The sequence below is a fragment of the Streptomyces sp. NPDC003077 genome, from assembly GCF_040611095.1.
GTDB lineage: Bacteria > Actinomycetota > Actinomycetes > Streptomycetales > Streptomycetaceae > Streptomyces.
This window is the reverse complement of sequence record NZ_JBEXNM010000051.1, coordinates 1-26,238: the sequence shown is the minus strand read 5'-3', so window position 1 is coordinate 26,238 and position 26,238 is coordinate 1. Positions and strand designations below refer to the sequence as shown.

Annotated in this window: 21 protein-coding genes; 9 read left to right on the top strand and 12 right to left on the bottom strand. The window is 73.5% G+C overall.

The genetic code is table 11. The annotated features are described in order from the left end of the window. Window positions 1-611: 611 nt before the first annotated feature. The 3 genes from ABZX96_RS27655 to ABZX96_RS27645 all read left to right on the top strand — a co-directional run bounded on the left by ABZX96_RS27655 (window position 612) and on the right by ABZX96_RS27645 (window position 3,355). Window positions 612-1,289 (top strand): thioredoxin domain-containing protein, encoded by a 678-nt coding sequence (locus ABZX96_RS27655; protein WP_355549606.1) that lies wholly within the window; start codon window positions 612-614, stop codon window positions 1,287-1,289. A 233-nt stretch (window positions 1,290-1,522) separates the two neighbouring features. Then, the gene (locus ABZX96_RS27650) at window positions 1,523-1,966 is read left to right on the top strand and encodes an MmpS family transport accessory protein (protein ID WP_355549604.1); all 444 of its coding nucleotides are present in this window, start codon (window positions 1,523-1,525) and stop codon (window positions 1,964-1,966) included. A gap of 360 nt (window positions 1,967-2,326) precedes the next feature. Next, the gene (locus tag ABZX96_RS27645; protein WP_355549602.1) at window positions 2,327-3,355 is read left to right on the top strand and encodes a 3-dehydroquinate synthase family protein; all 1,029 of its coding nucleotides are present in this window, start codon (window positions 2,327-2,329) and stop codon (window positions 3,353-3,355) included. A gap of 19 nt (window positions 3,356-3,374) precedes the next feature. Here the strand turns inward: ABZX96_RS27645 and ABZX96_RS27640 are convergent, their stop codons facing one another. The 7 genes from ABZX96_RS27640 to ABZX96_RS27610 form a co-directional block, all read right to left on the bottom strand. Continuing rightward, the gene (locus ABZX96_RS27640; RefSeq protein ID WP_355549600.1) at window positions 3,375-4,040 is read right to left on the bottom strand and encodes an HAD family hydrolase; all 666 of its coding nucleotides are present in this window, start codon (window positions 4,038-4,040) and stop codon (window positions 3,375-3,377) included. After that, window positions 4,037-5,317, bottom strand: coding sequence for a DegT/DnrJ/EryC1/StrS family aminotransferase (locus ABZX96_RS27635; RefSeq protein ID WP_355549598.1), 1,281 nt, complete (start codon window positions 5,315-5,317; stop codon window positions 4,037-4,039). Before ABZX96_RS27635 ends, ABZX96_RS27640 begins: the two co-directional genes overlap by 4 nt. Window positions 5,318-6,180: 863 nt before the next feature. Continuing rightward, window positions 6,181-6,576, bottom strand: a complete 396-nt coding sequence (locus tag ABZX96_RS27630; RefSeq protein WP_355549596.1) for a VOC family protein — start codon at window positions 6,574-6,576, stop codon at window positions 6,181-6,183. Window positions 6,577-6,754: 178 nt separating this feature from the next. Then, window positions 6,755-7,123 carry an MmcQ/YjbR family DNA-binding protein gene (locus tag ABZX96_RS27625; RefSeq protein WP_355549594.1) on the bottom strand — a complete coding sequence of 123 codons (369 nt, stop codon included), beginning with the start codon at window positions 7,121-7,123 and terminating at the stop codon, window positions 6,755-6,757. 160 nt (window positions 7,124-7,283) lie between these two features. Continuing rightward, window positions 7,284-7,430, bottom strand: a complete 147-nt coding sequence (locus tag ABZX96_RS27620; RefSeq protein WP_355549592.1) for a hypothetical protein — start codon at window positions 7,428-7,430, stop codon at window positions 7,284-7,286. A 196-nt stretch (window positions 7,431-7,626) separates the two neighbouring features. Then, window positions 7,627-8,739, bottom strand: coding sequence for a radical SAM protein (locus ABZX96_RS27615; protein ID WP_355549590.1), 1,113 nt, complete (start codon window positions 8,737-8,739; stop codon window positions 7,627-7,629). 190 nt (window positions 8,740-8,929) lie between these two features. Continuing rightward, window positions 8,930-10,054: a glycosyltransferase gene (locus tag ABZX96_RS27610; RefSeq protein WP_355549588.1), complete on the bottom strand. Its 1,125-nt coding sequence runs from the start codon at window positions 10,052-10,054 to the stop codon at window positions 8,930-8,932. Between the two features lie 698 nt (window positions 10,055-10,752). Here ABZX96_RS27610 and ABZX96_RS27605 point away from each other — a divergent pair. From ABZX96_RS27605 to ABZX96_RS27590, 4 genes are all read left to right on the top strand, one after another. After that, on the top strand, window positions 10,753-11,259 hold the full coding sequence (locus ABZX96_RS27605; RefSeq protein ID WP_355549586.1) for a lactoylglutathione lyase family protein: 507 nt from the start codon (window positions 10,753-10,755) through the stop codon (window positions 11,257-11,259). Between the two features lie 592 nt (window positions 11,260-11,851). After that, complete coding sequence (locus ABZX96_RS27600) at window positions 11,852-13,960, top strand: NERD domain-containing protein (RefSeq protein ID WP_355549584.1); 2,109 nt, start codon at window positions 11,852-11,854, stop codon at window positions 13,958-13,960. Between the two features lie 221 nt (window positions 13,961-14,181). Then, window positions 14,182-15,180, top strand: a complete 999-nt coding sequence (locus tag ABZX96_RS27595; protein ID WP_355549582.1) for a winged helix-turn-helix domain-containing protein — start codon at window positions 14,182-14,184, stop codon at window positions 15,178-15,180. 713 nt (window positions 15,181-15,893) lie between these two features. Beyond that, a complete protein-coding gene (locus ABZX96_RS27590) occupies window positions 15,894-16,673 on the top strand; it encodes a GNAT family N-acetyltransferase (RefSeq protein WP_355549581.1) in 780 nt (259 codons plus the stop codon). 396 nt (window positions 16,674-17,069) lie between these two features. Here ABZX96_RS27590 and ABZX96_RS27585 read toward each other — a convergent pair whose 3' ends face one another. Continuing rightward, a complete protein-coding gene (locus ABZX96_RS27585) occupies window positions 17,070-17,486 on the bottom strand; it encodes a CBS domain-containing protein (protein WP_355549579.1) in 417 nt (138 codons plus the stop codon). 247 nt (window positions 17,487-17,733) lie between these two features. On the opposite strand from ABZX96_RS27585, the gene ABZX96_RS27580 reads away from it, so the two are divergent. Continuing rightward, window positions 17,734-18,396, top strand: a complete 663-nt coding sequence (locus ABZX96_RS27580; protein ID WP_355549577.1) for a HemK2/MTQ2 family protein methyltransferase — start codon at window positions 17,734-17,736, stop codon at window positions 18,394-18,396. Beyond that, the gene (locus ABZX96_RS27575; RefSeq protein WP_355549575.1) at window positions 18,377-18,679 is read left to right on the top strand and encodes a CDGSH iron-sulfur domain-containing protein; all 303 of its coding nucleotides are present in this window, start codon (window positions 18,377-18,379) and stop codon (window positions 18,677-18,679) included. Before ABZX96_RS27580 ends, ABZX96_RS27575 begins: the two co-directional genes overlap by 20 nt. Window positions 18,680-18,774: 95 nt before the next feature. On the opposite strand, the gene ABZX96_RS27570 is transcribed toward ABZX96_RS27575, so the two are convergent. The 4 genes from ABZX96_RS27570 to ABZX96_RS27555 form a co-directional block, all read right to left on the bottom strand. Next, a complete protein-coding gene (locus ABZX96_RS27570) occupies window positions 18,775-19,758 on the bottom strand; it encodes an iron-containing redox enzyme family protein (RefSeq protein ID WP_355549574.1) in 984 nt (327 codons plus the stop codon). A 63-nt stretch (window positions 19,759-19,821) separates the two neighbouring features. Then, the gene (locus ABZX96_RS27565) at window positions 19,822-21,009 is read right to left on the bottom strand and encodes an enolase C-terminal domain-like protein (protein WP_355549572.1); all 1,188 of its coding nucleotides are present in this window, start codon (window positions 21,007-21,009) and stop codon (window positions 19,822-19,824) included. Window positions 21,010-21,013: 4 nt separating this feature from the next. After that, window positions 21,014-22,837, bottom strand: coding sequence for a thiamine pyrophosphate-requiring protein (locus ABZX96_RS27560; protein ID WP_355549570.1), 1,824 nt, complete (start codon window positions 22,835-22,837; stop codon window positions 21,014-21,016). A gap of 178 nt (window positions 22,838-23,015) precedes the next feature. Next, the gene (locus tag ABZX96_RS27555; protein WP_355549644.1) at window positions 23,016-26,060 is read right to left on the bottom strand and encodes an FAD-linked oxidase C-terminal domain-containing protein; all 3,045 of its coding nucleotides are present in this window, start codon (window positions 26,058-26,060) and stop codon (window positions 23,016-23,018) included. Window positions 26,061-26,238 lie beyond the last annotated feature (178 nt).

Below are 26,238 nucleotides of genomic sequence, written 5' to 3'. Positions count from 1 at the left end.
GTTCCGATGTGGGGCGATTTAGGAGGTTTGGGCGGCCTGTGCTGGCGAGAATTTCGGGTAACCTTCCGTTATCAGTCGCTTTGGCTCTCCTGGGGCGTTTGACGGCAGTAGATGATGGCAGGGTCAGGTTGCCAAGGTGTTCTTTCACCGGGCACGGTCGGCGAGAGTCGGGATGTCCAGGCGTGCGCAGATGTGGATGCTCGGTGGGTGCAGGCTGCGGTCAGGTGGTGGGTCCGGCCCGGCAGCGCGGGAGAGAAGACTCGTGCGTTGCGGAAACAGGCTCCTCACCCGATCAGTGGCCACGCTGAAAAAGCTCACTGATCCCCTCTTTCGGTCTCGCACTGGTTACACGTTCGTAGGCACTCGGTTCAGGGCTGACGTGTGCGGTAGGAATTCGGTTGGATGCCGAGGGGAAATGAATCGCCCTCAGCGAAGGACGACTTTTACCCTTCGGCGAGTTGAGGAGCAGCTCGGTGTGTGAGCAGGAAGAGCGCATGGACGGCGACATGACGCCAGGGAGCCGGACGGCTCGCGAACGGCTCAAAACCGAACGTGCACGGGACGCCAGGAGAAAGCGATCGCGTCGGCGCCTGTCCGTCATCGGGGCCGTCGTGGCCGTAGCCGCGGCGATCGGGGCGGTCTTCACCCTCGACGGTGCGGCGCAGGACGAAGCGGAGGGCAAGCCGCTCATCGTGCCGGCCAACACGGTGGGGGAGCAGCGGACTTCCGTGTTGTACGGGAAGGCCGACGCGCGGCACACGCTGTCGGTCGTGATGGACCCGCGGTGTGCGCCCTGTGGCCGTATGGAGGCCGCGTTGGGGCGGACCATGCGGGAGCTCGCCGACAAGGGCGCGTACCGGATCGAGTACCGGCTCGCCACCGGGGAGGACGAGGCCCGGGGCGGAGAGGGCTCGCGGCGGGCGGTCAACGCGCTGGGGGCGGCGGCCAATGAGGGGCCGGAGAAGTTCGTGCGGTATCTCGGGGCGGTTCTCGCGGGGCGGTCCGATCGAGGGGAGTGGGATGGTGACGCGCCGGCCTCGGCGGACACGTTGCTGGGGATCGCCGGGCGGGTGGAGGGGCTGCGGACGCCGGCGTTCGACAAGGCCGTGCGGGAGTCGACCTATCTGCCCTGGGTGAAGAAGGTGTCGGCGGCCCATCGGCAGGACGGTGGCGGGGCGTTGCCGAGGGTCGCTTTGGACGGTTCTCCGCTCGTCGTGCTCGATGGTGACGGGACTCCGGTGTCCCGGGAGGAGTTCGTCCGGCTGGTGCGGGGCGGTAAGGGCGGGTGAGGCGGCACCGTGGGTGGCCCGGCCCCCTCGCCGAGGTGAGCCCCAGCGGCCGTCGTCGCCGGTGTCGTTGCCGTATGAATCCTCATTCGTACGCCCGTGCGGACGGATATGATCCACCAGCAACAACACGGCACAGGGCCGTAATCGGGGGGATTCTCGCGCACGGCGCGACGCGTGGGCTCCGTCCGTATCCGTCATTACGGCCCGCGGGCCGTCGGGAAGGGAAACGCACCATGCGTAGGTACGCGAAGTTCGGCTCCTCCGTCGTCGGTACCGCTCTGGCGGCGGCCATGCTCCTGGGCTGTTCCTCGGTGGAGGAGGTGGCCAAGGAGGTCAAGAACGAGGCCAAGGAAGAGGTCAAGCGGCTGGACGACAAGGAGTTCGCCGTCGTCTACGAGGTCATCGGCAGTGGTGTCGAGGATCTGGCGTACGGCGCGATGAACGGCGGGAAGCTGACCGAGGAGACCGTCGACAAGCCGCAGTTGCCGTGGAAGAAGGAACTCTCCATGAAGGGCATCACCAGCACGCCCAACCTCTCCGTGATGCTGGGGGCGGACGGTGGCCAGGCCGAGTGCGTGATCAAGGTCAACGGCAAGGAGGTCGAGCGCAAGACCGCCAAGGGCGCGTTCGGCACCGCCGCGTGCGTCGCGATGTCGGGGAGCCTCGACGAGAAGTGACCGGGGACGGGCGGGAGCCGTCACCGGCGGTCCGGGAGGACCGGCCCGGCCGGGTCTGATCGGGAGGCGGCCGGGGAGGTGGGCGTGTTCGGCCTCGGGGGAAGCGGCTCCGCGTTCCCCATCCCGTCCGCGCCGGACTCTGGCGCACGCGCGGGGGCTGCCGCATCCTGAAGGCCGCTTCTCTCCGCCGTACGCGCTTCCCGTTCGGGAAGGCTCCTCTCCCGGGAGCGGCGCGCTCCTCTCCGGGTCCGTCGACGGAACGGGCCCGGTGCGCCCCTGGGAACCGCTCCGCCTCTCGGCCGCCGGGAACGCCCCTCGCGCCGGCGGAACGCCCCGAGACGGCGGGAAAGGAGAGCCGCGATGACGACGCCCATCCGTCGCATCGACGTGGAGTTGGGGGAGCGGTCCTACCCTGTGTATATCGGTCCGGGGGTCAGGGACCGGCTCTCGGAGATCGTCGGCGGCACCGGGGCCCGGCGGGCCGTGGTGGTGTCGGCCCGGCCGCCCGAAATGGTGCCCGACCCCGGCGTGCCGTACCTGCTGCTGATGGCGCAGGACGGGGAACGCCACAAGACGCTCGGCACGGTGGAGGAACTGTGCCGGGCGTTCGCGGCCTACGGACTCACCCGCACCGACGTGGTCGTCTCCTGCGGGGGTGGTACGACCACCGACGCGGTCGGGCTGGCCGCCGCGCTCTACCGCCGGGGCGTGGCCGTCGTGCACCTGCCCACCACGCTCCTGGCGCAGGTGGACGCGGCCGTCGGCGGCAGAACCGCGGTGAACCTGCCGGAGGGGCAGAACCTCGTCGGCACCTACTGGCAGCCCAGGGCCGTGCTGTGCGACACCGACTACCTGCGGACCCTGCCGCCCGAGGAATGGGCCAACGGGTACGGGGAGATCGCCTGCTGCCACTTCATCGGCGCCGGCGACCTGCACGGACTGCCGGTACACGAGCAGATCGCCGCGAGCGTCGGCCTCAAAGCCGCCCTGGTCGCCGCCGACGAGCGGGACGACGGGCGCCGGTACGCCCTCAACTACGGCCACACCCTGGGGTACGCGCTGGAGCGGGCCACCGGCTTCGTCCTCCGGCATGGCGAGGGCGTCGCGATCGGCACGGTCTTCGCCGGGCGGCTCGCCGGGGAACTCGGCCGGATCGGCGCGGCACGCGTGGCCGAACACACCGCGACGGTACGGGCGTACGGGCTGCGGGAACGGCTCCCGTCCTCCGTGGACCCGGCCGCGCTCATCGACCTGATGCGCCGGGACAAGAAGGCGGCGTCGGGGCTGACCTTCGTCCTCGACGGCGCCCGCGGTGTGGAGGTGGTCCCGGACGTGCCGGAGAGCGCGGTGGCGCGGGTGCTGGCGGCCATGGGACGGGAGCCGGTCTGAGGCGCGGAGCCGAGGGTTCTCAGCGTGCGCTCACCCCGGAGACGAGGGGCAGCAGTTCCACCGGGTGGTCCAGGAGGAAGTCGGGTGCCGCGGCGCGCAGGGCGCCGACGGCACCCTCGCCCCAGGTGGCGCCCGCGGTGGCGGTCCCCGCCGCGCGACCGCTGCGGATGTCGAGCACCGCGTCCCCCACCAACAGCGCCGTGGCCGGCGGCGACGCCAGCCGGTCCAGCGCCTCCCGGACGATGTCGGGCCAGGGCTTGGGCCGGGGCACCTCGTCGCTGCCGACCACGGTGCCCAGCAGCGGCAGCAGGCCCACGGCGTCCAGAACGGCGCGGGCACGGATGCCGGACGTGCCGGTGGCGACTGCCGTCCGGATCCCGGCGTCCCGCAGCGTCTCCAGGAGCGGGGGCACGCCCGGGTACACCGTCACCCGGTCGATCAACCGGTGGCCCGCCTCGGCGAACGGCTTCTCCAGCGCGCCGGGCAGCCCCTCCCGCCGCATGACGTCGGGGAAGTGGCGCCCCTGGTGGGAGCGGTGCTCCGCGAACGGCGGGTCCCCCTCGCCCACGATGTCCCGGGCGGCGCGGGTGAACGCCTCGCGTGTCACCGCGAAGCTGTCGACCAGCACTGCGTCCAGGTCGAAGACCACCGTTCGGAACCGGAAGGCGTCATCCGTTCGCGTCATGCCGCGCCGCCTGTGCGGGGGAGGGGAGCCGCGCCGTTCCCGGAAACCGCTTCCCGGCCGGTCGTCGGCAGGTGACCGTTGCCCGTCGCGCCGTTCCCGGCCGCCGTGCCCCTGCCCTTGCCGGTCACCACCTCCGCGAACACCTCGGCGAGGCGGTCGAGCACCGGGGTGTCCGCCAGGAGGACGCGATGGTGCAGCCAGAGGCAGTCGGTGCCGATCTCCTCGGTCACCGGGCAGCGTTTGACCAGGTCGGCGAGGTCGCCGGAGACCGGTCCGTCCCAGTACCCCGGCGCCCGGTAGACCGGTGGGAAGGCGACGGACGCCGGGATGCCGTGGGCGACCAGGGCCTCGACGACCGCCTGCCGGCGTTCCGCGCTCACCCCGGGCAGCCGCACCATCGCCATGTAGTGCGGCATCACGGTGCAGCGTGCGTCCCGGGCCTGCGGCACGACGCCCGGGATGCCGCGCAGCGCCCGTACGAGGTGGTCCCGGCGCTGCCCGCGCAGCCGCGTCTGGTCCGCGAGCCGGGAGAGCTGCGCGCGGAGCACGGCGGCCGAGAACTCGTTCAGCCGGAAGTTGGACCCCTGGGTGAGGTGCGCGTACAGCCGGTCGCCCGGCGGACGCCCGCAACTGTGCCGGAGGTACGCCTCCCGATAGGCGTCCTCGTCCGGCAGCAGCAGCGCCCCGCCCTCGCCCGCCGTCATCAGCTTGCCGTTCTGGAAACTGAACGCCGCGAGCGAGCCCACCTCGCCCACCCGCCGGCCGCGCCAGCGCGCGCCGTGCGCGTGCGCCGCGTCCTGGAGGAGCGGCACGCCGCTGGCGTCGCTCAGCTCCCCGAGCGCGTCCATGTCGGCGAACTGCCCGGCCATGTGCACCGCCATGATCACCTTCGTCCGCGCGGTGATCAGCCGCTCCACGCTTTCGACGTCGACGCAGTAGGTGTCCGGGCGGACGTCGGCCGGTACGGGCACCGCGCCCACCCGCTGGACCGCGAGCGAGGACGAGAGGAAGGTGAACGCCGGCACGATCACCTCGTCACCGGGCCCCACGCCCAGCACCGACAGCGCCAGCTCCAGGGCGTGCGTGCCGTTGGTGGTGGCGAGGGCGTACGGGGCGCCGTGGTGGTCGGCGAACTCCCGCTCGAAACTCTGCACTTCGCTTCCGCCGCCGCGCCACCAGCCCTCCTGCTCCAGCACCCGCAGCAGTCCGTCGCGTTCGCGCGCGTCGTGCTGCGGCCAGTTCGGGAAGGTCAGCGGCCGGACGGGGCTCGGGGACATGGAACGCCTCTCGGTTCGGGGACGGGACTGCGCGGCCCTCGGGCGCGCCAACGCGCGGCCGTCGGGCACGGGAACGGCGTCGCAGGCCGGCCGCGGTGGCCGGCCGGAGAGGAACACAGCCGGCGCTGCGGACATCGGACGGTATGGGGGCGGACGGAGGCCCGGTCCTCGAAGCGGCGCCGCTCGCCCGAAGGTCGGGCTGGGCGACTCGCCCCGGCCCCCGGCCGGGGAGCATCGCCCGGCGGCGCCACTTCGACGACAGGACCTCGCGCCCGCGACCGCGGGCCGGGCCCGGGCGGCGCGCCCTCGGGCGTGGGCCCGTGGCGCGCGTGGTCCGGTCCGTCCGTCCAGCGCTCCAGAGCCTCCACCGCTCGCGATCCGCCGTCAACACCCGGGAGTCGTCGGGGAATCGACGCGTTCGGTTTCTGCCATACGGGGGGTGACCTGGGCATTTCTCGCGACGCCGCAGCGTACGTACGAGAGCCCGGTCGCGTTCCCGGGCGTCGGTCCGTGGGATGCCCGTTCCGGATTGGCGTGAATTGGCGTGAAGTGCGTCGGCTGCCGGATTCGGGGGGCCGGATTCGGGGGCCGGGCGGAGGGGGAACGCGCCGCGTCCCTCCCACGTCCGGCCCCGCCGCGACGGCGGCCCGGGACTCTTCCGGGCCCACGTCCCCGCCCTGTGCGGCGGTGGTGCGCGTCGGCGCCGTCGGGCCGGAGGCGAGAGCCTGTAAGCAGCCCGCACCCGCGGACGCATCGGGCGCCGCCGAGGGCCACCACCCCGTGTGGCCCACCTCGGCGGCGCCCCCCGCGCGGGCCGGTGAGGAACCGGCCGCCGCCCACGCCACGTCGGGCGGTGTGCGCCGCTACTGGGACAGCGGGGCGAACAGGTCGACGGCGGTGCCGTCCGGGTCCAGGACGACGGCGTACCGCTGTCCCCACGCCGCGTCCCACGGGTCGAGGTGGCCGACGTAGCCGTCCTTGACGAGATCGGCGTAGGTACCGTCCACGGCCCGCGGGTCGGGCGGTTCGAAGGCGACCGCGAACCGGTGGCCGCCGGTCGGCCGCTGCCACTGCGGGTCGTAGCTCCGCACCGTCTCGACGGTGTCCCAGGCCAGTTTCAGGCCACCCGGCAGCACCGTTTCGACGTGCGGGAGGGCATCGGCGTCGGCGGGGATGTCCAGCCCGAGCCGCCGGTAGAACGCGAGGGACGCGGCCATGTCGTCGACCACGATCCCGAAGAGGGCGAGTGTGGGTGCCATGCGGGGATCTCCTTTGTGAGGTCCGTATGTCCGTATGTCCGTATGTCCGTATGGGTGGGTCCATTGGGGGCCGGGGTTTGCTGGGGGCGGTGCGGATGTGGAGCGCTGAGCAGGGGCCCGTATGGGGGGTTGGGGCGGGCCGTGGAGGAGCCCCTTCGGAGGAGGGGCGGGCCGTGGTTCAGCCGCGCTGGGCGGTGAGGCGTTCGCGGACCGCTTTGGGGAGCCCCGCGAGTACGCGGTCGTAGGAGTGGTCCACCATTTCCCGCACCTCCTCGTCGGGGACGGACGAGTCGAGGACCACGGTGTTCCAGTGCCGCTTGTTGACGTGGTAGCCGGGGATCACCGCCGGGTACTGGCCGCGCAGGTGGAGGGCCAGGTCCGGGTCGCACTTCAGCGTCACCTGGGGCGCCCGGTCCGCCGCGGCGTCCTGGAGGATGGCGAACACCTTGCCCGCCACTTTGAACACCGTGGCCCCCGGGCCGAACGGTTCGCCGTCCGTCGTCTCCGGCAGTTCCAAGGCGAAGTCCGCCAGCTCTTCGGGGGTCATCCCGCCCTACCTTTCGAGAGGTTGTGCGACACCCTATGCGCGCCGGGGAGTCGGGGCGTGGCCGGGACGACGGTCGGCGGGGGGCGACGGCCGGTCAGCGGAGCCGGACCCGGCCGGAGTGGTCGGGGTGTCACCGCTCGTCCCTCGTCCTCTTCGCCGCTCACGTGGCCGACTGCGCGCCATCGCCCGCACGCCACCGGTCGACGAACCAGCCGGTGCGCCGCGGGATGCCGGACGCCCGCGTCCAGTTGGGGCCGAGCGCCCGCGCCTGGCCCGGAGAGGCGAGGAGAGCGGTCGGCGCCCGCACGTCACCTTGAGGCGGCCGTGGGGCTTGGTGGGGCGTGCGGGTGGCGTGTGTCGTATGGCTTGTGTGGCGTATGGCTTGTGTGCCTTACGGGGCCTGAGCGTTTTCTGCGGCGCGCGCTGACGTATGCGTCGCGCGGTGCGGACGGGGCCTGGGGATGCGACGGACGGCGGGGGCGACGGGGTGCTCGTCCACCCGTTCACTCACCGGCGCCCCGCCGGTACGTGGCCTTCGCGGCGCGGATCAGCTCCCGGACGCGCGGCGGGGCGTAGGTGGGTGCCGCGCACAACTGGTCCAGCGTGATCTCGTCCTCGAAATAGAGGGACAGGGTGTCCCAGGGCGTGAAGCAGTCGTGGCAGGCGTCCACCCGGGGACTGGGAGCCAGCAGCTCCCGGTACAGGCCGCTGGTGCCGAGCCCGGCGAGGGAGCGGTCGGCGTCCCGGGCGAGCGCGTTGCCGACGTCGGTGAACCAGATGTTGGGGCACGGCGTGATCACGCCGTCGCTGAAGGTGGAGACGACCAGCCGCGGCAGATGGCAGCGGAAGGCGCGCCCGCCGCGGCGGCAGAAGTCCAGCAGCCGGTCGAAGTAGGGGAGCGGCGGCAGGATGTGCCGGTACCGGCGGTGCCGGCCGGCCAGTTCCTCGATGTGGCGGACCTGTTCGGGGCGCACCTTGAACGGGCCGGAGCCGGTGCCGCGCACCGGGAAGGGGAAGAGCGTGGGCGGGGTGGCGAACCCGGCCAGCCACGCGGCGAACTCGTCGAGCTCCACGACACTGCGGTCGTTCAGGACGCAGTGCACCTCGACCGGCAGCCCGGAGTCGAGCATCCGGGTGACCGCCTCGACGACCGTGCGGTGCAGCAGCCGGGACCGCACCCGGTAGCTGTTCCCGGGGTGCAGATGGCTGTCGAGCGAGATCTGGAGCACCGCGTTGCCCCACGAGCGCAGGCGCGCGAGCTGTTCCTCGGAGATCAGCACCCCGTTCGTCTGGATGACCAAAACCTCGTGGTACGCGGACTGCTCCTCCAGGAAGTCCATGATCCCCCGGACGAGGAAGGCCTCCCCGCCGGTGACCTTCAGCAGCGGCAGGTCGAAGTGGCCGCGCAGCCGACCGGCGATGCGGTCGATCCGGCGGCCGAGACCGGAGGACGGCGTGTAGCGGTCGCGCTCGGGCGGGTCGAGGACGGACGCGAGCGCCTGCCCCCGCGTGAGGTTGTTCCGGCCGGTGAGGCAGTACGCGCAACCGAGGTTGCAGGAGTCCTCGTTGACGACGAGGGTGTTGCCGATGAGCGGGAGGCGGGGCAGTGGGGGCAAAGGAGGTCCTTTCGCGGTCACCCGGGAGGGCGCGGCAGCGGCCCCGCCGTTGCGGCCCGCCGTCCCTGTCGTGGACGTAGCGGGAAAGCGCCGGTGACCGGGATGGCCGGGAACGGGAGAGCCAGGACCGGGACGGTCGGGACCGGGACGGCCGGGAAGGGGACGGCCGGGACCGGAACGCCCGTCGCCGTCACCGGACCTCCGCCGAACCGGTCGGCCGTCCGGCGTCCCGTCCGCCTTCCCGGTCGATTCCCTGTCCGTGGTCCCGACCGGTGTCCTGACCGGTGTCCTGACCGTTGTCACGTCCGTTGTCCCGAACAAGTTCTCGCCCGTTGTCCCGTCCGGGTTCCCGCGCGGGCTGCCGTCCGGTCCCGCGTCCGGCAGGTCGTCCAGCGGCCCGCTCGGCGGCCTTCTCGGCGGCGGTGACGGCCGCGGCGTACGCCTCCGGGGTGCCGTCCGGCGCGAGCAGCACGGGCAGCGCGCGGACCGAGGCCCGGGGGTGCAGCCGGGCGAAACGCTCCATGTTCCGGGCGCGCTGCTGCCACCCGTCCGGGCGGGGGTGGCCCAGGTGGACGCCCAGCGCGTCGGGTATGAGCCGTCGGCGCAGGCCCAGGCCGTGCAGCCGTAAGCCCAGCTCCAGGTCCTCGCATCCCCACTCGTGCCCGAAGCCCTCGTCGAATCCGCCCGCCCGCCGCCACGCGGCCCGTTCCACGGCGGTGTTGGCGCCGACGAAGCCGAGCCAGGGCGCGACGTCGGGGAGCGCGCCGCCCGCCATCGCCTCCACCGCGCGCTCCAGCGCGCTCGCCACCAGGCCGCCCGCCGCGGGCGCCGCGCCGGAGCCCAGCGCGGCCCGCTCCCGCCGCACCGCCGCGGCGCCGGAGTCGCGCAGCCGCGCCAGCAACCCGTCCGCCGCGGGCAGTTCGCGGACCCGCCCGTGCAGGAACAGGCCGGGGCGCGCGGCTGCCGCGTACGCGCTCAGGAAACCGGGCCCCACCAGGACGTCCGCGTCGAGGAAGACCAGCCACGGGGCTCCGGCCGCCGCGGCGCCGGCGTTCCGGGCGGCGGCCCGCCCGCGCCGGGGCCCGGTCACCACACGGAGCGGCAGCACCTGCGCGGCCTCCGCCAGGACGTGGGAGACGGCGCCCTCGGCGGCGGGGTCCTCGGTGTCGTCGTCGTCCACGATGATCACTTCGTGGGCGGGCGCGTCGATCGCCCCGGCCAGGCACGCCAGCGTGGCGCGCAGCCGCGCGGGGTCTCCGCGGAAGGGAATCACCACGGCCAGTTCGGGGGTGGCCGGCGATGTGGGGGTGTGCATCGGAACAGCCTTTCCGTCGGCAGGGCGCATTTCCGCTGCTCATCGCGCAGCCATCGCTGCTACCGGAACGCGCGGACCGGCACGGCGAATCCCGATCCCGTCCCTGCCCGGGCAACGGGAAATAGGCGGGCCGAAACCCGGGACACCGATTCTTCCGCGCGTTGGGAGGACCGTCGGGAAACGGCGGGAGAACACGGGAAATCGACAGACAGGACGTCCCGGGAACCCACCCCACGGCCGAACGACTCGCCCCCAGAGGCTCCAACGTGATCAGGCGGAAAGTCAACCGGTCGCATGGGGAGAATTCCGGCCGCGTTTTTCGTCTGGTCGAGGGCCGATGGGGCGGGTGTGTTCCGGTCGGTTCGCCGCGGGCACCGGTCGGATTTCCGGGGTGCCGGTCGGCTGAGGCCGGTGAGGGGCTGCCGTTCCGGCAGGCCGGATACTCGGTGCGGCGACGCGTCGGAAGGCCGGACGTCCTCGGCACGCCCGGCAGGCCGACGAGCGGAAAGGCCGACGAGCAGAGAGGTCGATGAGCAGAGAGGTCGATGAGCGAAGAGGTCGACGAGCGAAGAGGTCGACGAATCGACAAGCTGCCGACGAATCGACGAGCCGTCGACAAGCCGGAGTGTCGCTCTTCATCCGATATGTCATATACGGGTAGCGTCGTGTCGACGATCAGTGTCGCGACGGAGGCCCCGATGCCAGACGGCCACACCTACCCGAGGGCGTTCTGCCACGTCGGCATCAGCGTGCCGGACCTGGACCGGGCGGTGGACTTCTACACCACCGCCCTGGGCTGGTACGTCATCAAGCCGCCCACCCGGCTCGAAGAGGACGACAGTCCGGTGGCCGTGATGTGCACCGACGCTTTCGGTTCCGGTTGGCAGCACCTGCGCATTGCGCACCTGTCCACGGGGGATGGCATCGGATTCGAGATGTTCGAGTTCCGCGACAACGTCACGCCGGACAATCTGCTCGAATACTGGAAGACGGGCATCTTCCACTTCTGTGTGCAGGACCCCGATGTCGAGGGACTGGCCGAACGGATCATTGCCGCCGGCGGCCGGCAGACGATGCCGGTGCGTCACTACTATCCGGGCGAGAAGCCGTACCGAATGGTCTACTGCGCCGACCCCTTCGGCAATCCGATCGAGATCTACAGCCACGGTTACGAGCTGACGTATTCGGTGGGGGCCTACGAGTGAGCGGACGGGTTCCGCGAGCGGGCTTGCGGAACGGCGGACGCGCCGGGGCGAAGGGCCGGCGGGCGTACGAGTGACCGGGCGTACGAGTGACCGGGCGGGCGCCGTCGGCGGGCACACCGGGGCCGGTCGGCCGTTCCGGTTCTGGTGACGGCCGTTCCTTTGCGGGGGCCGCGAGCGGCTCGTAGCGCATGGCCTGCTCAGGCGGTGGGGGCGGAGGTTCCACGGCGGCTGGGGCACGTGCCGCTGTTCTGTGACGAGCCCATGGTGGGGCTCACTTCCGGAATGCCGTGGTGGTCCGGCCGACCGCCGCCCTTTGCACCGCGCCCAATTGGTGGCCGAATGGCAGGACGACTGACTCCGCTCGTGGACGTGTCTCGCAACCCCTTCCCTCCGCGCGCAGAGGAGCGGCCTGCGGAGGAACGGCCCGAGGGGAAACGATCCGGGGCGAAGCGGCCCCAGGAGGAGCAGGGCCGCAGGGGAACGCTTCAAGGGGAAGCGGCCAGAAGGCGGAACGCTCCGAAGAGGGAACACCCCGAAGGGGGAACACCCCGAAGAGGAACGATCCGGGGAAAAGCGATCCGAGGGGGAGCGGATGGCGGCAGGGGATTCGGCGTCCCGCAGAGCCGAGGAAGCGCGGCGGCTGGAGCGGTCGCTGCACGCACAGTGGCAGGCCGCCCGGAGGGAGGCGCGCCGCTGGGAGGCGGCCGGCGAGGCCGAACGGCGGGTCGCCGCCCTCCTTTTGGTGCTCACCGAACACGGCTGGCGGCTGCTGGTGGACCGGCGGTGGCCCGGCACCCGCGCCGCCAACGTGGACATGCTGCTGATCGGCCCGGCCGGCGTCTTCGTCGTCGACGTCAAGAACTGGCGCTCCGCCCCGCGCGTCCGCGACGGCCGGCTGTACGCGGGGCACGACCCGCGCGACGCGGAGGCGCGGAAGCTGATGGCGGTGACCCGGACCGCCGAGGACGCGGTGGCGTCCCTCGGGCTGTCGCCCGTCGCGGTCCGGCCCCTGCTGGTCTTCGCCGGGTGGCGGGGGGACGCCTGGCGGGGGCGCGTCCGGCTGCTGGGCGAGCGCGATGCCGGCCCGGCGCTGCTGGCCGAGCCCGGCAGACTGCGCCCGGCCGAGGTCGGCGCCCTGGCCGCTCACCTCGCGCGGGTCTTCCCGGAGTACGAGGGCTCGGCCGTCCCGTCAGTGACATCCGCCGAGCCCGGCCCCGAGGGGCAGTTCGACGCCGCCCGGTTCCGGGACGCCGTCCTGGCGGCGGCGCGCCGGGCGCCCATCGAGCAGTGGATGACCTTCCTGCACCCCGATCAGCTCCCCCTCGTCCGCCGTGACTGGGCCGGTCCGGCCCGGATCAGCGGGCCCACCGGTACCGGGAAGACGGTCGTGGGCCTGCACCGGGCGGCCCGCCTCGCCCAGAGCGCCGACGCCCGGATCCTGTACGTCACCTATGCCAACAACCTGCCGCGCGTGCAGGCCACCTTCCTCAGGGAGATGGCCCCGGACGCCGCCGACCGGGTCGACTTCCGCAGCCTGCACGCCTGGGCCCACGAGTTCCTCGCCGCACGCGGTGTGCCCACCCGCCTCCACAGGAGGAAGGCCGAGACCGCCTTCAGCCTCGCCTGGGCCCGCGTCGGCCGCGGCAGCCGCCTGGCTGAGATCGATCCGACCCCCCGCTACTGGCGCGAGGAGATCGACCACGTCATCAAGGGGCGCGGCATCACCACCTTCACCGAGTACGCGGCGGTGCCCCGGCGCCGCCGCCGCGCTGCCCTCGCGCGCCCGCACCGGGAAGCGGTGTGGACGCTGTACCAGGCGTACGAGCGGCTGCGCGCCGCGCGGGGCGTGCACGACTTCAACGACATCCTGGCGCTCGCCCTCAAGGAGGCCCGCGACACCCCCGGCTCCCCCTATGGGGCCGTCATCGCCGACGAGGTCCAGGACCTGACCCTGGTGGGCGTCCGCCTCCTGTACGCCCTCGTCGGCGACGCGCCCAACGGCCTGCTCCTGATAGGCGACGGCCAGCAGGCCGTGCAACCCGGCGGGTTCCGGCTCACCGAAGCCGGCCTGGACATCCGCGGCGACCGCGCCCAGGTGCTGCGGACCAACTACCGCAACGCCCGGCAGATCCTCGACGCCGCGCTCGCGGTGGTCGCCGGGGACGCCTTCGAGGACATCGACGGTGTGCACAGACCCGGCCGGCGCGAGGTGGGCACCGCCTACCACGGGGGCCGGGTCCTCCGCGTCACACGCGCCACCGAGGACGACCACGACCGGGCGCTCCTGGGCCACCTGCGGGCCCTGCCATCCGGTGCGTGGGCCGACACGGCCGTCCTGTGCCCGACCACCCGCGTCCTCGCCCACCAGCACAAGTTCCTGGCCGCCGCCGGGATACCGGTGTGCTTGCTGGAGCAGTACGACGGACACCCGGTACCGGCGGTCAAACTGGGCAGCTACCGGCGCGCCAAGGGCCTGGAGTTCAAACACGTCTGCCTGCCGTGCCACGACGAGGCGACGACCGCGGACGGAGCCGGGGACGGGACGGGGGACGGGGACGAGGGCGCCTCAGGGACCGCCGCCGAGCGGGCCGAGCTCGCCCGGAGCCGCCTGTTCGTGGCGATGACCCGGGCCCGGGACACGCTGTGGCTGGGGAGCGTGCGGGGGCGCGGTGGTGACGACTCGCACGAGGCCCGGCGGTGACCCCGGTAGGTGGACCGGCGGTGAGGGGCGCGCCCGGCGTGTCGGAGGCCGGGCGCCGGGCGTGAGCGCCGGCGCGCGGGAGTGCGCGGAGCGCCACCGGCGTGAACGGATGGCCGGAACGCGCGGGTGGGGTTTGAACGCCGGGCGGGCGGTACCGAGCATGGAGTCGGCGCCGGTGACGGGGCGATCGGGCGGGCCCCGGCCGGGCGAGGGGGCGACCCGTGGCATTGCGTATCCACTTCAGCGCTGACGACCTCACCCAGACGCGGCTCGCGCAGGCGCCCGACCCCCTGTGGGAAGTGCTGCTGAGCCTGCACATGCTCCAGACCCACGACGGTTCGCTGGTCTTCGACACCTGGCGCCGCGAGGTCAGGGGAAAGCTGGACGCGTCCCTGCGCCCGCTGTTCGCACTGGCCCCGCCCCGCGGCTACTCACCGGACTTCCTCACCCCGGCGGCGGCCTCCGGCGGGCTCGACCTGGGCATCAGCGCGCTCCTGTCCACTCCGCGCACCCGGTTGCGGGACGACCTGGACCGGCTGGCCGAGGACCGGCGGCGGCTCCCCTGGGTGCGCCGGCTCGCCGACGGGGAGGCGGACGCCGTGCGCGACCTGGCCGCCGCGATCCGCTCCTACCACCGGCTGGCCCTCGCCCCGTACTGGCCCCGGGTCCGTGCCGAGGTCGGCGCCGACCTGGCGCTGCGCGCCCGCACCCGGGACGCCGTGCCGTCCGGTGCCTTCGACCACCTGATGCGCACGCTGCACCCGAGCCTGGAGTGGAACGCGCCCGTCCTGACCCTGCGCGGCCGGCACGTCCAGGGTGACCTGCACCTCGACGGCCGGGGGCTGCTGCTGTTGCCGTCGTTCTTCTGCTGGCGGGTGCCCACCGTGCTGCGGAGCCCCGCACTGCCGCCGGTCGTCGTGTACCCGATCGAGCACTCCTGCGGCGAGCTCACCACCGAGGCGCAGGCCCGGGGTTCGGCCGCCGACGGGCTGGGAGCGCTGCTGGGCCAGACGCGCGCCGTGATGCTGGAGGCCATCGCGGAGGGGAGCACCACTTCGGAGCTGGCGCGGCTGGCGGACGTGGCGGCGGCGACCGCCAGCCACCATGTCGCGGTGCTCCGCCGGGCGGGGCTCGTGGTCACCCGGCGGGCCGGGGGCGCGGTCCTGCACACCCTGACGCCGCTCGGTGCCGATCTGCTGGGCAGCCACAGCGGGGTGTGAGCCGGGGCGCGGCCGGCGCCGACCTCCGGCGCCGCCGGTGACCTGCGGGATTAGACCTCTGTCGAATGCCCTGGCGGCGGAGTGCCGGGCTCCCTCAGTCTGGAGAGCGCATCAGAAAGCGGGGGGACGGGACCCGGCAGGCCGGCTGGGGCCCCGTGTGAGCCGGCGGGCCGGTCCGTCGGCGGCCAACGCCACGCTCTCGCCGGTGGCGGCCCTACCGGTGGCGTGGCACGGCCGGCGCTTCGAACGGGGGAGAAGCGCCGGCCACACTTCGGGCGTCCGTCGGCCGTGCTCGCCGTCGGCCGTGCTCGCCGTCTCCGGGCTCGCCGTCTCCGGGCTCGCCGGGCGGGGGCCGCCTCCCCGCGCGCCGGACCGCCCCCGCTCCGCGGCAGGTCGCCGCGCCGCGTTCGGCGGGGCACTTCGAGCCGCGTTCGGCAAGAGGGAGCAAGAGGGAGGGGAACGGCCGAGGACGGAACGAGCCGAGGGCGGAACGAGTGGAAAGGGTGCCAAGTCCGTTAGGCGAGCGTCGAATTCGCGCCACTCGTGCGCCGAGTTCCGATTCCCTGGGAGCGCGGGACTCGTCCGCGGCCCATCCCGTCGCGCGGAGCACCTGCCTCCCTACAGACGCCCGCTTCCTCGGGGGTGCCCGCTTCCTCTGGGTCGGCCACGGGAAATGCGTTGCCCCGGAATCCTCCCCGGTGTTGGGTGGCCGAATGGATCACCAAGAGATGCTGGAGCTCTACGACCGGCAGTTGCGGCGGGAGGCCCGGCCGGACGGGCCCGGGGCGCGGATCGAGTCGGCGGACGGCGTGGTGCGGCAGGTGGCACCGGCGGATGGCGGGTGGAACGGCGTCCTCTGGTCGGACCTGGACCGGGACGGGGCGGACGCGGCGATCGCCGCGCAGGTGCGGTACTTCGCCTCGCTCGGCCGCGAGTTCGAGTGGAAGCACCACTCCCACGACCGGCCGGACGACCTGCCCGATCGGCTGCTCGCGGCCGGTTTCACCGCCGAGCCCGCCGAGACGCTGATGGTCGCCCGGGCCGAGGAGCTGACCGCCCCGGTCGCCCTCCCCGAAGGTCTCCGTCTGCTTCCCGTGACGGACCGGGCCGGTGTCGAGCTGATGGCGGAGGTGCACCAGCAGGCGTTCGGCTCGGGGTACGGGCACATCAGGGACCGGCTGCTCGCCCTGCTGGACGACGCCCCCGAACTCCTCGTCGCGGTGGTCGCCATGGCGGGTGACGTGCCGGTGAGCGCGGCGCGGATGGAGTTCTGCCCGGGGACCGGGTTCGCCGGGCTGTGGGGCGGCGGCACCGTGGCCGCCTGGCGGGGGAAGGGGATCTACCGCGCGCTGATCGCCCACCGGGCCCGCGTCGCCGTCGAGCGCGGCTACCCCTACCTCCAGGTGGACGCGTCCGACCAGAGCCGCCCGATCCTGCACCGGCTCGGATTCGTCCCGCTGAGCGTCACGACGCCGTACGTGTACCAGCCCTGAGGCGGTGCGCCGGGTGGCCGTTTCCGTCCCCGGTTCCGTCCGGCCGGGCCCGTGCCCAACCTGACGGTTCCTGGCGGGGCAAGAAGCGTTCCCGGGCCCGATGAGAACCGTTCCGATCGCTTATGGGCCGACGGACACCGTTCCCGGGCCGACGGACACTGTTCCCGGGCCGACGGACACTGTTCCCGGGCCGACGGACACCCCGACGCGCACCGCCCCCGACGTCCTCCGGCCCACCCGGCACCGTTCCCGTACGCCCCGGCCCGACGGGCGCGACGCCCCCCGACGACGGGGCGGAGCCGCCCACGCCGGGGGCCGCCCGGAGCCGTGCGGCCTGCCGCCGCCCGCCAGGACGGGGGCGGGGCGGGCCGGTGGCCGGTCGCCGCCGGTGGCCGGTCAGTCGGTGGAGAGGGCTTCGAGGAGGTCGCCGACCTTCGGGTCGGGCAGGCCGCGGGCGACGTCCGCCTGGGCCACCATGCCGACGAGCTGGTGACCGTCGATCACCGGCAGTCGGCGCACCTTGTGGGTGATCATGGTGCGCAGGATCTCGTCGGCGTCGTCGTCGGCGCCGATGGTGACCGCCTCGCCCTGGGCCAGCTCGCCGGCCTTGGTGCCGCTCGGGTCCTTGCCCGCGCCGAGCACCTTCACCACGACGTCGCGGTCGGTGAGCATTCCCTTGAGCTTGTTGTCGGTGCCGCAGATGGGCAGGGCGCCGACGCCCAGCTCCGTCATCTTCCGAGCGGCGTCCAGCACGCTCTCTTCCGCCCCGATGCACTCGGCGCCGGGCGTCATGATCTCGCGAGCGGTGGTCATGTTCTGGTGCCTCCTTCGTGTGAGCGCGGCCCCGGACGCCGCGACCGGGGTCCCGGGCCGCCGTCTTCGTGGGCAATTCCCGCAGTGCCCCTCAGGACGTGGACCTAACGTCGTCTTCGCGCCCCACTTGCCGTAACGCCCTCTCCGGGGTCGTTCGGCGCGGGCGGGGCCGTCTCGCCGCGCGGGCCGGCCGTCCGGTTCGGCCGTCCGGGTGGATAAACCGCGTGCCGCGGGTACTCAGGGCTCCATGCTCTTCCTCAAGCCCCCCGGGGTGTATGTGCCGCAAGAGGACACCGGTGTGCTGACGGCGGCGCTGCTGCGCGAGCGGCTGCGTCCCGGCGCGGAGGTCCTCGATGTCGGCACCGGCACCGGCGCGCTGGCCATCGCGGCGGCCCGGTTGGGCGCGGGCCGGGTGACCGCCGTCGACACCTCGGTCAAGGCGGTCGTCACGGCCTGGCTGAACGCCCGGCTGGCCGGGCAGGGCCGGACCGTGCGGCCCCGGCGCGGCGATCTGACGGGTCCGGTGGCCGGACGGCGGTTCGACCTGATCGTGGCGAACCCGCCCTACGTCCCGTCCCCGGCCGCCTCCGTGCCGCGCGGCGGACGGGCCCGCTCCTGGGACGCGGGCAGCGACGGCCGGGCCGTGCTGGACCGGCTCTGTGCCCAGGCGCCCCTGCTGCTGCGCCGGGGTGGGGTCCTGCTGCTGGTGCACTCCGCGCTGTGCGACGAGGAGCGCACCTTGACGCTGCTGCGCGGGGCGGGCCTGCCGGCCGCCGTGACGGACCGCAGGGCGGTGCCGTTCGGGCCGGTCATGCGGGGGAGGGCACAGTGGCTGGAGGCCCGCGGGCTGATCGCTCCCGGGCAGGACAAGGAGGAGTTGGTGGTCGTCCGTGCCGAACGCGCGGCATGAACCGGACAGCCGTACGGACGCCGCGCACGCGGCGGCGGAGGGACGGGGCAGGGAGGTTCGCCGGGTCACCCGTGACCCCGGTGGGCCGCTGCTCATCGAGGGCCCCGTCGAGGTGACGTTGGAGGACGGCGGCACCGCGCGCTCGGACCGCCCGACGGTGGCCCTGTGCATGTGCCGCCGAAGCAAGATCTACCCCTGGTGCGACACCAGCCACCGGGGGCGGCCACGGCGCCGCCGCGAGGCAACGTCTCAGCGGGAGGCGGGGGAGGAGCACGGCGGGTGACGGCACAGGGCGGCTGGACCTGGCCGGGGCACGGCGGCTGAAAGCACCCCAGGAGCACCCCAGGAGCACCCCGGTAGGCCGTCCCCGGCGCCCCCTCACACCGCCACCCGCACCGAACTCCGCCCCGCCCGCCACGCGTCCAGCAGGTGCTGCCCCAACCGTTCCTCCAGCCAGTCGGTCGCGGCCACGCCGAAGGCCACGTCCGCGTCCAGTTGCGGCTCGTCGGTCAGCAGGCCGCGCACCACCTCGTGCCGGACCACCTGCTCGTGCACCGCGTCCGCCTCGACGTGCTCGGCGTAGAAGTGCACCGCCGCCGGCCCGGCGCCGACGCGCTCCAGCGCCTGGGCGAGGCGGCGGGAGCCGGGCGGGGAGGTGATCTCCACCCAGGCGAAGTGGCCGACCAGCGCCCCGCGGTGGGCGCGGTGCAGGCCGAGGAGCGACATGAGGTTGACGAGGGCGAGCATCTGCCGGGCCCCGGCGTCGGCGTAGTGCCCGTAGGACGGGTCCAGGCCGAGGTCCGCCATCAGGTCGGCGAACAGCCGCGCGTGCACCCGTTCGGCGCGTCCGGCCCCGAACTCGTCGTACTCCACGGCGGCCATCCCCGCCTTGGCGTGCCCCGTCAGGCGGGGGATCACCCACAGGTGCGGGTCGGCCTCTTTGAGGTGGTAGAGGGACCGGTGCGCGGCGTACTCGCGCAGGTGCCACCGTTCGCCCTCGTCGCGCAGGAAGTGGGAGACGCCCTCGCCGTCCGCCGGTTCCAGGAGCAGCCCGTCCAGGGCGGCCTGCGCGCTGCCGGGGACCTTGACGTCCTCCCGGAGGGCGGCCAGGAACCTCCGTTCCAGCGCGGCGCGCAGCCGCAGCAGGTCGGGGTCCCACTCCCAGGCGTCGTCCACGTCGGTGAACCCGCGGTAGTGGAGTTCGTAGCAGGTGTACAGGGCCAGGTGCAGGTCGTCGCCGTAGGGGTCGAGGGCGGTGACGGCGGGGGCGTCGGGCAGCGCCGGCCGGCGTTCCGGCGGCCGGTCGAGCGCGGCGCACACGGCGGCGGAGATCTCTCCCCGCGCGGACGGCAGACGGGCCATGCGTACGAATCCTCCTCGTCGTCCTCTGGGTTTCCGGGGCCTGCCCCGCCAGTCGGCGGGTCCTCACCCCGTCCGGAAGTGCTCACTGCGTTCCGTCCGCAGCGTCAGCCCCAGCCCCGGTGCCCCCGACGCGCCCGGGATGACCGCGCCACCGTTCGGATCGAGGGTGCCGTCGAAGAAGCGTTCCTCGATGCGGACGTGGTCGTGGAACCACTCCAGGTGCCGCAGGTTGGGCACGGCGGCGCAGACGTGGGCGTGGACGTGCGGGGCGCAGTGGCCGGAGATCTCCAGCCCGGCGGCCTCGGCGACCGCCGCCGCCCTGAGCCAGACCGTGATGCCGCCGCAGCGGGTGACGTCGGCCTGGAGGCAGTCCACCGCGCCGGAGTTCACCATCCGGGCGAAGTACCCCAGGTCGTAGCCGTATTCGCCGGCGGCGACGTCGGGGGCCACGGATTCGCGGACCCGGCGCAGGCCGTCCAGGTCGTCGGAGGAGACCGGCTCCTCGTACCAGGTCACGCCGGCGGCGGCGAACCGGGCGGCCATGCGGACGGCCTGCTTGGCGCCGTAGGCGCCGTTCGCGTCGACGTACAGCTCGCAGGCGTCGCCGATCACGGTGCGCGCCCGGTGGACGCGTTCCACGTCGCGGTCGGGGTACTGCCCCCAGGACTCGCCGATCTTGATCTTGACGCGGCCGAAGCCCCGCTCCTCGGTCCACTCCCGCAGCTGCCGCTCCGTCTGCCGGGCGGTGTACGTGGTGAACCCGCCGCTGCCGTACACCGGCACGTCCGGGCGCGCCGAGCCCAGCAGCCGCACCAGCGGCACGTCGAACAGCCGGGCCTTGAGGTCCCACAGGGCGATGTCCACCGCCGAGATCGCCCCGGCCACCAGGCCGGGACCCCCGGCGTTGCGCACCGCGCGGCGCATCGCCTCGTTGGCGGCCGGCACCTCCAGGGCGGACAGGCCGGTGACGACGGGCGCCAGGACGGCCGTGACGACGCCGGCGGTGGCCGCGGCCCCGTACGTCCAGCCGGTCCCGTGCACGGCGCCGGATCTGGCCTGGACCACCACCATCGTGGTGGAGTCCCAGGTCAGCGTGCCGTCGCCTTCGGGGGCGTCGGTCGGCACCGTGTAGACGCAGACCGACAGGCCCTCGATGACGGGGACGTCGGGCGGGGCGTGCTGGTGGTTCCGGGAGGGGACCTCGGGGTCGTTCGACGCCGGTCCGCCGAACTCCGCCATCGGCGGAGTCACCGCATCACTGCCCTTCCCCCGCACCCGGCCGGTCGTTCCGGTGGCGGTGCCCCGGCAGCATCTCCTGGATCTTGGCCTTCACGCCCTGCTTGATCACCCCGGCGCTCGCCGAGTCGCCGTGCAGGATCGCCGAGGCCGCCGCCTCGATCTGGTCCAGCGTGGCGTGCGGCGGGATCGGCGGCACGTCCGGGTCGGTGCGCACGTCCAGGACGAACGGCCGGTCGGCGGCGAGCGCCTGCCGCCACGCGGGCTCCACGTCCTCGGGCTTCTCCACCCGCACGCCGTCCAGCCCGATCGAGCGCGCGAAGTCGGCGTAGGGCACGTCCGGGATGTGCTGCGAGGCCTCGAACTGCGGGGCGCCGGCCATCGCCCGCATCTCCCAGGTCACCTGGTTCAGGTCGCGGTTGTTGAGGACGAGGACGATCAGCCGCGGGTCGCGCCACTGCTGCCAGTACTTGTGGATGGTGATGAGCTCGGCCATCCCGTTCATCTGCATCGCGCCGTCGCCGACCAGGGCGATCGCCGGGCGGTCCGGGTGGGCGAACTTGGCGCCGATGGCGTACGGGACGCCCGGCCCCATCGTCGCCAGCGTGCCGGACAGCGAGCCGCGCATCGCGCCGCGCATCCGCAGGTGCCGCGCGTACCAGTTGGCGGCGGAACCGGAGTCCGAGGTGAGCATCACGTCGTCGGGCAGCAGCGGGTCCAGGGCGTGCACGGCGTACTCGGGGTTGATCGGGTCCGCGTCGACGTTGGCGCGCCGCTGCATCACCTCCCACCACCGCTTGACGCCCGACTCCACCTCGTCCCGCCACTTGCGCGCCTTCTTGTGCTTGAGCAGTGGCAGCAGCGCGTCCAGCGTGGCGCGGGCGTCCCCGACGAGGTTGACCTCGAAGGGGTAGCGCAGGCCGATCATGAACGGGTCGATGTCGATCTGCACGGCGCGCGCCTGGCCGTACTCGGGCAGGAACTGGCTGTACGGGAAGCTGGAGCCGATCGACAGGAACGTGTCGCACTTCTGCATCAGCTCGTAGCTGGGCCGGGTGCCCAGCAGGCCGATCGAGCCGGTGACGTAGGGGAGTTCGTCGGACAGGACGTCCTTGCCGAGCAGCGCCTTGGCGACACCGGCGCCGAGGAGTTCGGCGAGCCGCTCCACCTCTTCGCGCGCGCCGCGGGCGCCCTGCCCCACCAGGATCGCGACCTTCTCGCCCGCGTTGAGCACATCGGCGGCCCGCTCCAGGTCCCGTCGCGCCGGCACCGGGGTGTACTCGCCCATGCCCAGGCTGGAGGGCACCATCTTGAACGCGTGGGTCGGCGGGCTGTAGTCCAGCTCCTGCACGTCACCGGGGATGATCAGCGCCGTGACGGTGCGCCGGGCGTAGGCGGTGCGCATCGCGCGGTCCAGCACGTTGGGGAGCTGTTCCGGAACGGTGACCATCTCGCAGAAATCGGCGGCCACGTCCTTGTAGAGGCTCAGCAGGTCCACCTCCTGCTGGTAGGAGCCGCCCATGGCGCTGCGGTTGGTCTGGCCGACGATGGCCACCACCGGCACGTGGTCGAGCTTGGCGTCGTACAGCCCGTTCAGCAGGTGGATCGCGCCGGGGCCGGAGGTCGCCGCGCACACGCCGACCCTGCCGGAGAACTTGGCGTAGCCGCACGCCTCGAACGCCGCCATCTCCTCGTGCCGCGCCTGGACGAACATCGGGTCGTCGCCGGCCCGGCCCCAGGCGGCCAGCAGGCCGTTGATGCCGTCTCCGGCGTACGCGAAGACGTGCTCGACGCCCCATTCCCGCAGGCGTTGGAGGAGGTAGTCGGACACTTTGGTGGACACGGGGGAATTCCTTTCGCCGGTGGTCCCGGTGATCTCGGTGAAGTCGTCGAACTCGGTGGGCCCGGTGATCTCGGTGGTCCTGGTGGGCGCGGTGGTCCCGGTGATCCCGGTGGCCGGTGGATCGCGCGCGGGCGCGCGGGGCGGCGCCGGACGGCCGGGACCGCCCGGCGCGCGGGGCTCATCCCCGCCGCCGCGTCAGGGCGCGGACGGCACCGGCCGCCGCGGCGCCCGCCACGGCGAGCGCGGCGGCCGTCACCAGACGCGGGTCGCGGGCCGGCACCTCGGGCCGCGCCACGAGCCGTTCGGGGTGGGTCAGCGGCTGGGCGGCGGCGCCGTCCGGGTCCGCCCGGCCGTCCAGGCCCAGGGCCAGCGCCTCGGCCAGGTGCATCGCGCGCCGCCCGGTGCCGCCGTGCTCGATCTGCGTGCGGCAGCTGAACCCGTCGGCGAGCACCAGCGCGTCGGCGGGGGTGTGCCGCACCGCGGGCAGCACGCCCTGTTCCGCCACCGTCATCGACAGGTCGTGGTGCTCCCGTTCGAACCCGAAGTTGCCGGCCAGCCCGCAGCACCCGGCGTCCAGCACGTCCGCCTCGATCCCGGCGCGGCGCAGCAGTTCGCGGTCCGCGTCGTCCTTCATCACCGCGTGCTGGTGGCAGTGCGTCTGCACGGTGGCCGACCGGGACAGCGACGGGGGCCGCCAGCCATCCTCGGCACGCTGGACGAGCAGTTCGGCGAAGGTGTGGAACTGGTGCGCCAGCCGCTGCACATCCTGGTCCTCCGGCATCAGCTCGGGGGCGTCGGCGCGGAAGACGGCGGTGCACGACGGCTCCAGCCCGACCACCGGCGTCCCGGCCTCGATCCACGGCCGCAGCACCCCCACCGTCCGCCGCAGCACCCGTTTGGCGGTGGCGAGCTGGCCCGTCGAGATCAGGGTCAGGCCGCAGCACACGGCCTGGGTGGGCACCGCCACCCGGTACCCGGCGTCCTCCAGGACGCGCACCGCCGACCGCGCGATCTCCGGGTGGAAGTGCGAGCTGAAGGTGTCCGGCCACAGCACCACCGCGTCCGGGTCGCCCGGCCGCGGCTCCTCGGAGCCGCGCGCCCGCCACCACTGGACGAAGGACTCCCGGGCGAAGACCGGCGCCGGGCGCGCCGGCGCCACTCCCGCCAGCCGCTTGCCGAGCGCGCCGAGCACCGGCGCCCGCAGCGCCGCGTTGACCACGCGGGGAGCCAGGCGCGCCAGCCGCGCCCACAGGGGCAGCCACCCCATCGAGTAGTGCGCCATGGGCCGCACCCGGCCCGCGTAGTGGTGGGAGAGGAACTCCGCCTTGTACGTGGCCATGTCCACGTTCACCGGGCAGTCGGACTTGCAGCCCTTGCAGGCCAGGCACAGGTCCAGCGCGTCCCGCACCTCCGTGGAGCGCCACCCGTCGGTGACGGCGGAGTCCGCGTGTCCGTCCAGCATCTCGAACAGCAGCCGCGCCCGGCCCCGCGTGGAGTGCTCCTCCTCCCCGGTCGCCCGGTAGGACGGGCACATCACGCCGCCCGAGTGCGTACGGCAGTTGCCCACGCCCACGCAGCGCATCACGGCCTGGGTGAAGCTGTGCTCGTCCTTGGGGTAGCCGAAGTGGGTGGTCAGGCTCTCGGGGTGCCAGGTCGAGCCGAGCCGCAGGTGCTGGTCGGTCCGGTAGGGGCGGACCACCTTGCCCGGGTTCATCCGGTTGCCCGGGTCGAACAGCGCCTTCACCTCGCCGAACGCCGTCACCAGCCGCTCCCCGAACATCCGGGTCAGCAGCTCGCCGCGGGCCTGCCCGTCACCGTGCTCGCCGGACAGCGACCCGCCGTAGGACGCGACGAGGTCGGCCGCGTCGAACAGGAACCGCCGGAAGTCCGCCACCCCCTCCGCGCTGCGCAGCTGGAAGGGGATGCGGGTGTGCACGCAGCCCTGGCCGAAGTGCCCGTACAGCGACGCGTGGTCGTAGCCGTAGGAGGCGAACAGCTTCTTCAGGTCCCGCAGGTAGTCCCCGAGCCGGTCCGGGGGGACCGCGGAGTCCTCCCAGCCCTCCCACGTCTCCCGGCCGTCCGGCGGCCGGGCCGTCACCCCGAGCCCCGCCTCGCGGGCCTTGAGCATCTTCCGCTCCCGCTCGGGATCGTCGGAGAACGCCACCGTTTTGTCGTCCTCCGGGCGCCCCAGCGTCCGCAGCAGCTCCCGGCCCGCCCGCTCGACCTCGTCCTTCGCATGTCCGCTGAACTGCACCAGCAGCCAGCTGTTCCCCGCCGGGAACCGCTTGAGGGAGTCCAGGTGGACGCCCTCCTCGTGCATCAGCTCGGCCATCCGGCTGTCGATGGCCTCCAGTTGGCTGGGCTCGCTGTGGTTGACGATGCGCGGCACCTCGTCGGCGGCGGCGCAGATGTCCGGATAACCCAGCAGCACGATCGCCTCGTACGGCTTGACGGTCACCAGCTCCAGTTCCGCGCGCAGGACGGTGACGAGCGTCCCCTCGCTGCCGACCAGCGCGCGGGCGAGGTCGAAGCCGTTCTCCGGCAGCAGCGAGTCCAGGTTGTAGCCCGAGACCCGGCGCGGGATCTTCGGGTAGCCGCGCCGGATCTCCGCCAGGTTCCGTTCGGCGATCTCCTTCAGGCCCCGGTACAGCTCGGCCCGGCGGCCCCCCTCGGCCACGATCCGGGCGTACTCCTCGTCCGTCGTCCGCCCCACCCAGCAGCGCAGGCCGTCGTAGGTGAGGATCTCCAGCCGCCGTACGTTGTCCACGGTCTTGCCGTACGCCTGGGCCGACGCGCCGCACGAATTGTTGCCGATCATGCCGCCGAGCGCGCAGTGGCTGTGCGTGGACGGCTTGGGGCCGAACTTCAGCCCGTGGTCCGCCAGCCGCCGGTTCAGCTCGTCCAGGACGATGCCGGGCTCGACGACACAGGTCCGCTGCTGCGGGTCCACCTCCAGCAGGCCGTCGCAGTACTTCGTCCAGTCGATGACCACGGCGGTGTTGGTGCACTGCCCGCCGAGGCTCGTCCCGCCGCCCCGGGACAGCACCGGCGCGTCGAACCGGGCGCACACGCCCACGGCCGCCGCGCCCGCCTCCACGGTGCGCGGCACCACCACGCCGATGGGCACCTGGCGGTAGTTCGAGCCGTCCGTGGCGTACGCGCCCCGGCTGCCCGCGTCGAACCGCACCTCGGCGTCCACCTCGTCCCGCAGCGCCCGTTCCAGCGCCGCGACGTCGACGGAACCGAGCGCCGAGCCGTCCGGGGGCGCCGGGAGCCGCCGGGCCCGGGCCGCCGTGCCGGCCGTCGGGCCAGGCCGGCGAACTGTTTGCCCGGCACCGCGCCTGGGCCTACAGCCCGCCGTGGCGCCGACACCGCTGAGCACCCCCTTGCACACCCCGATG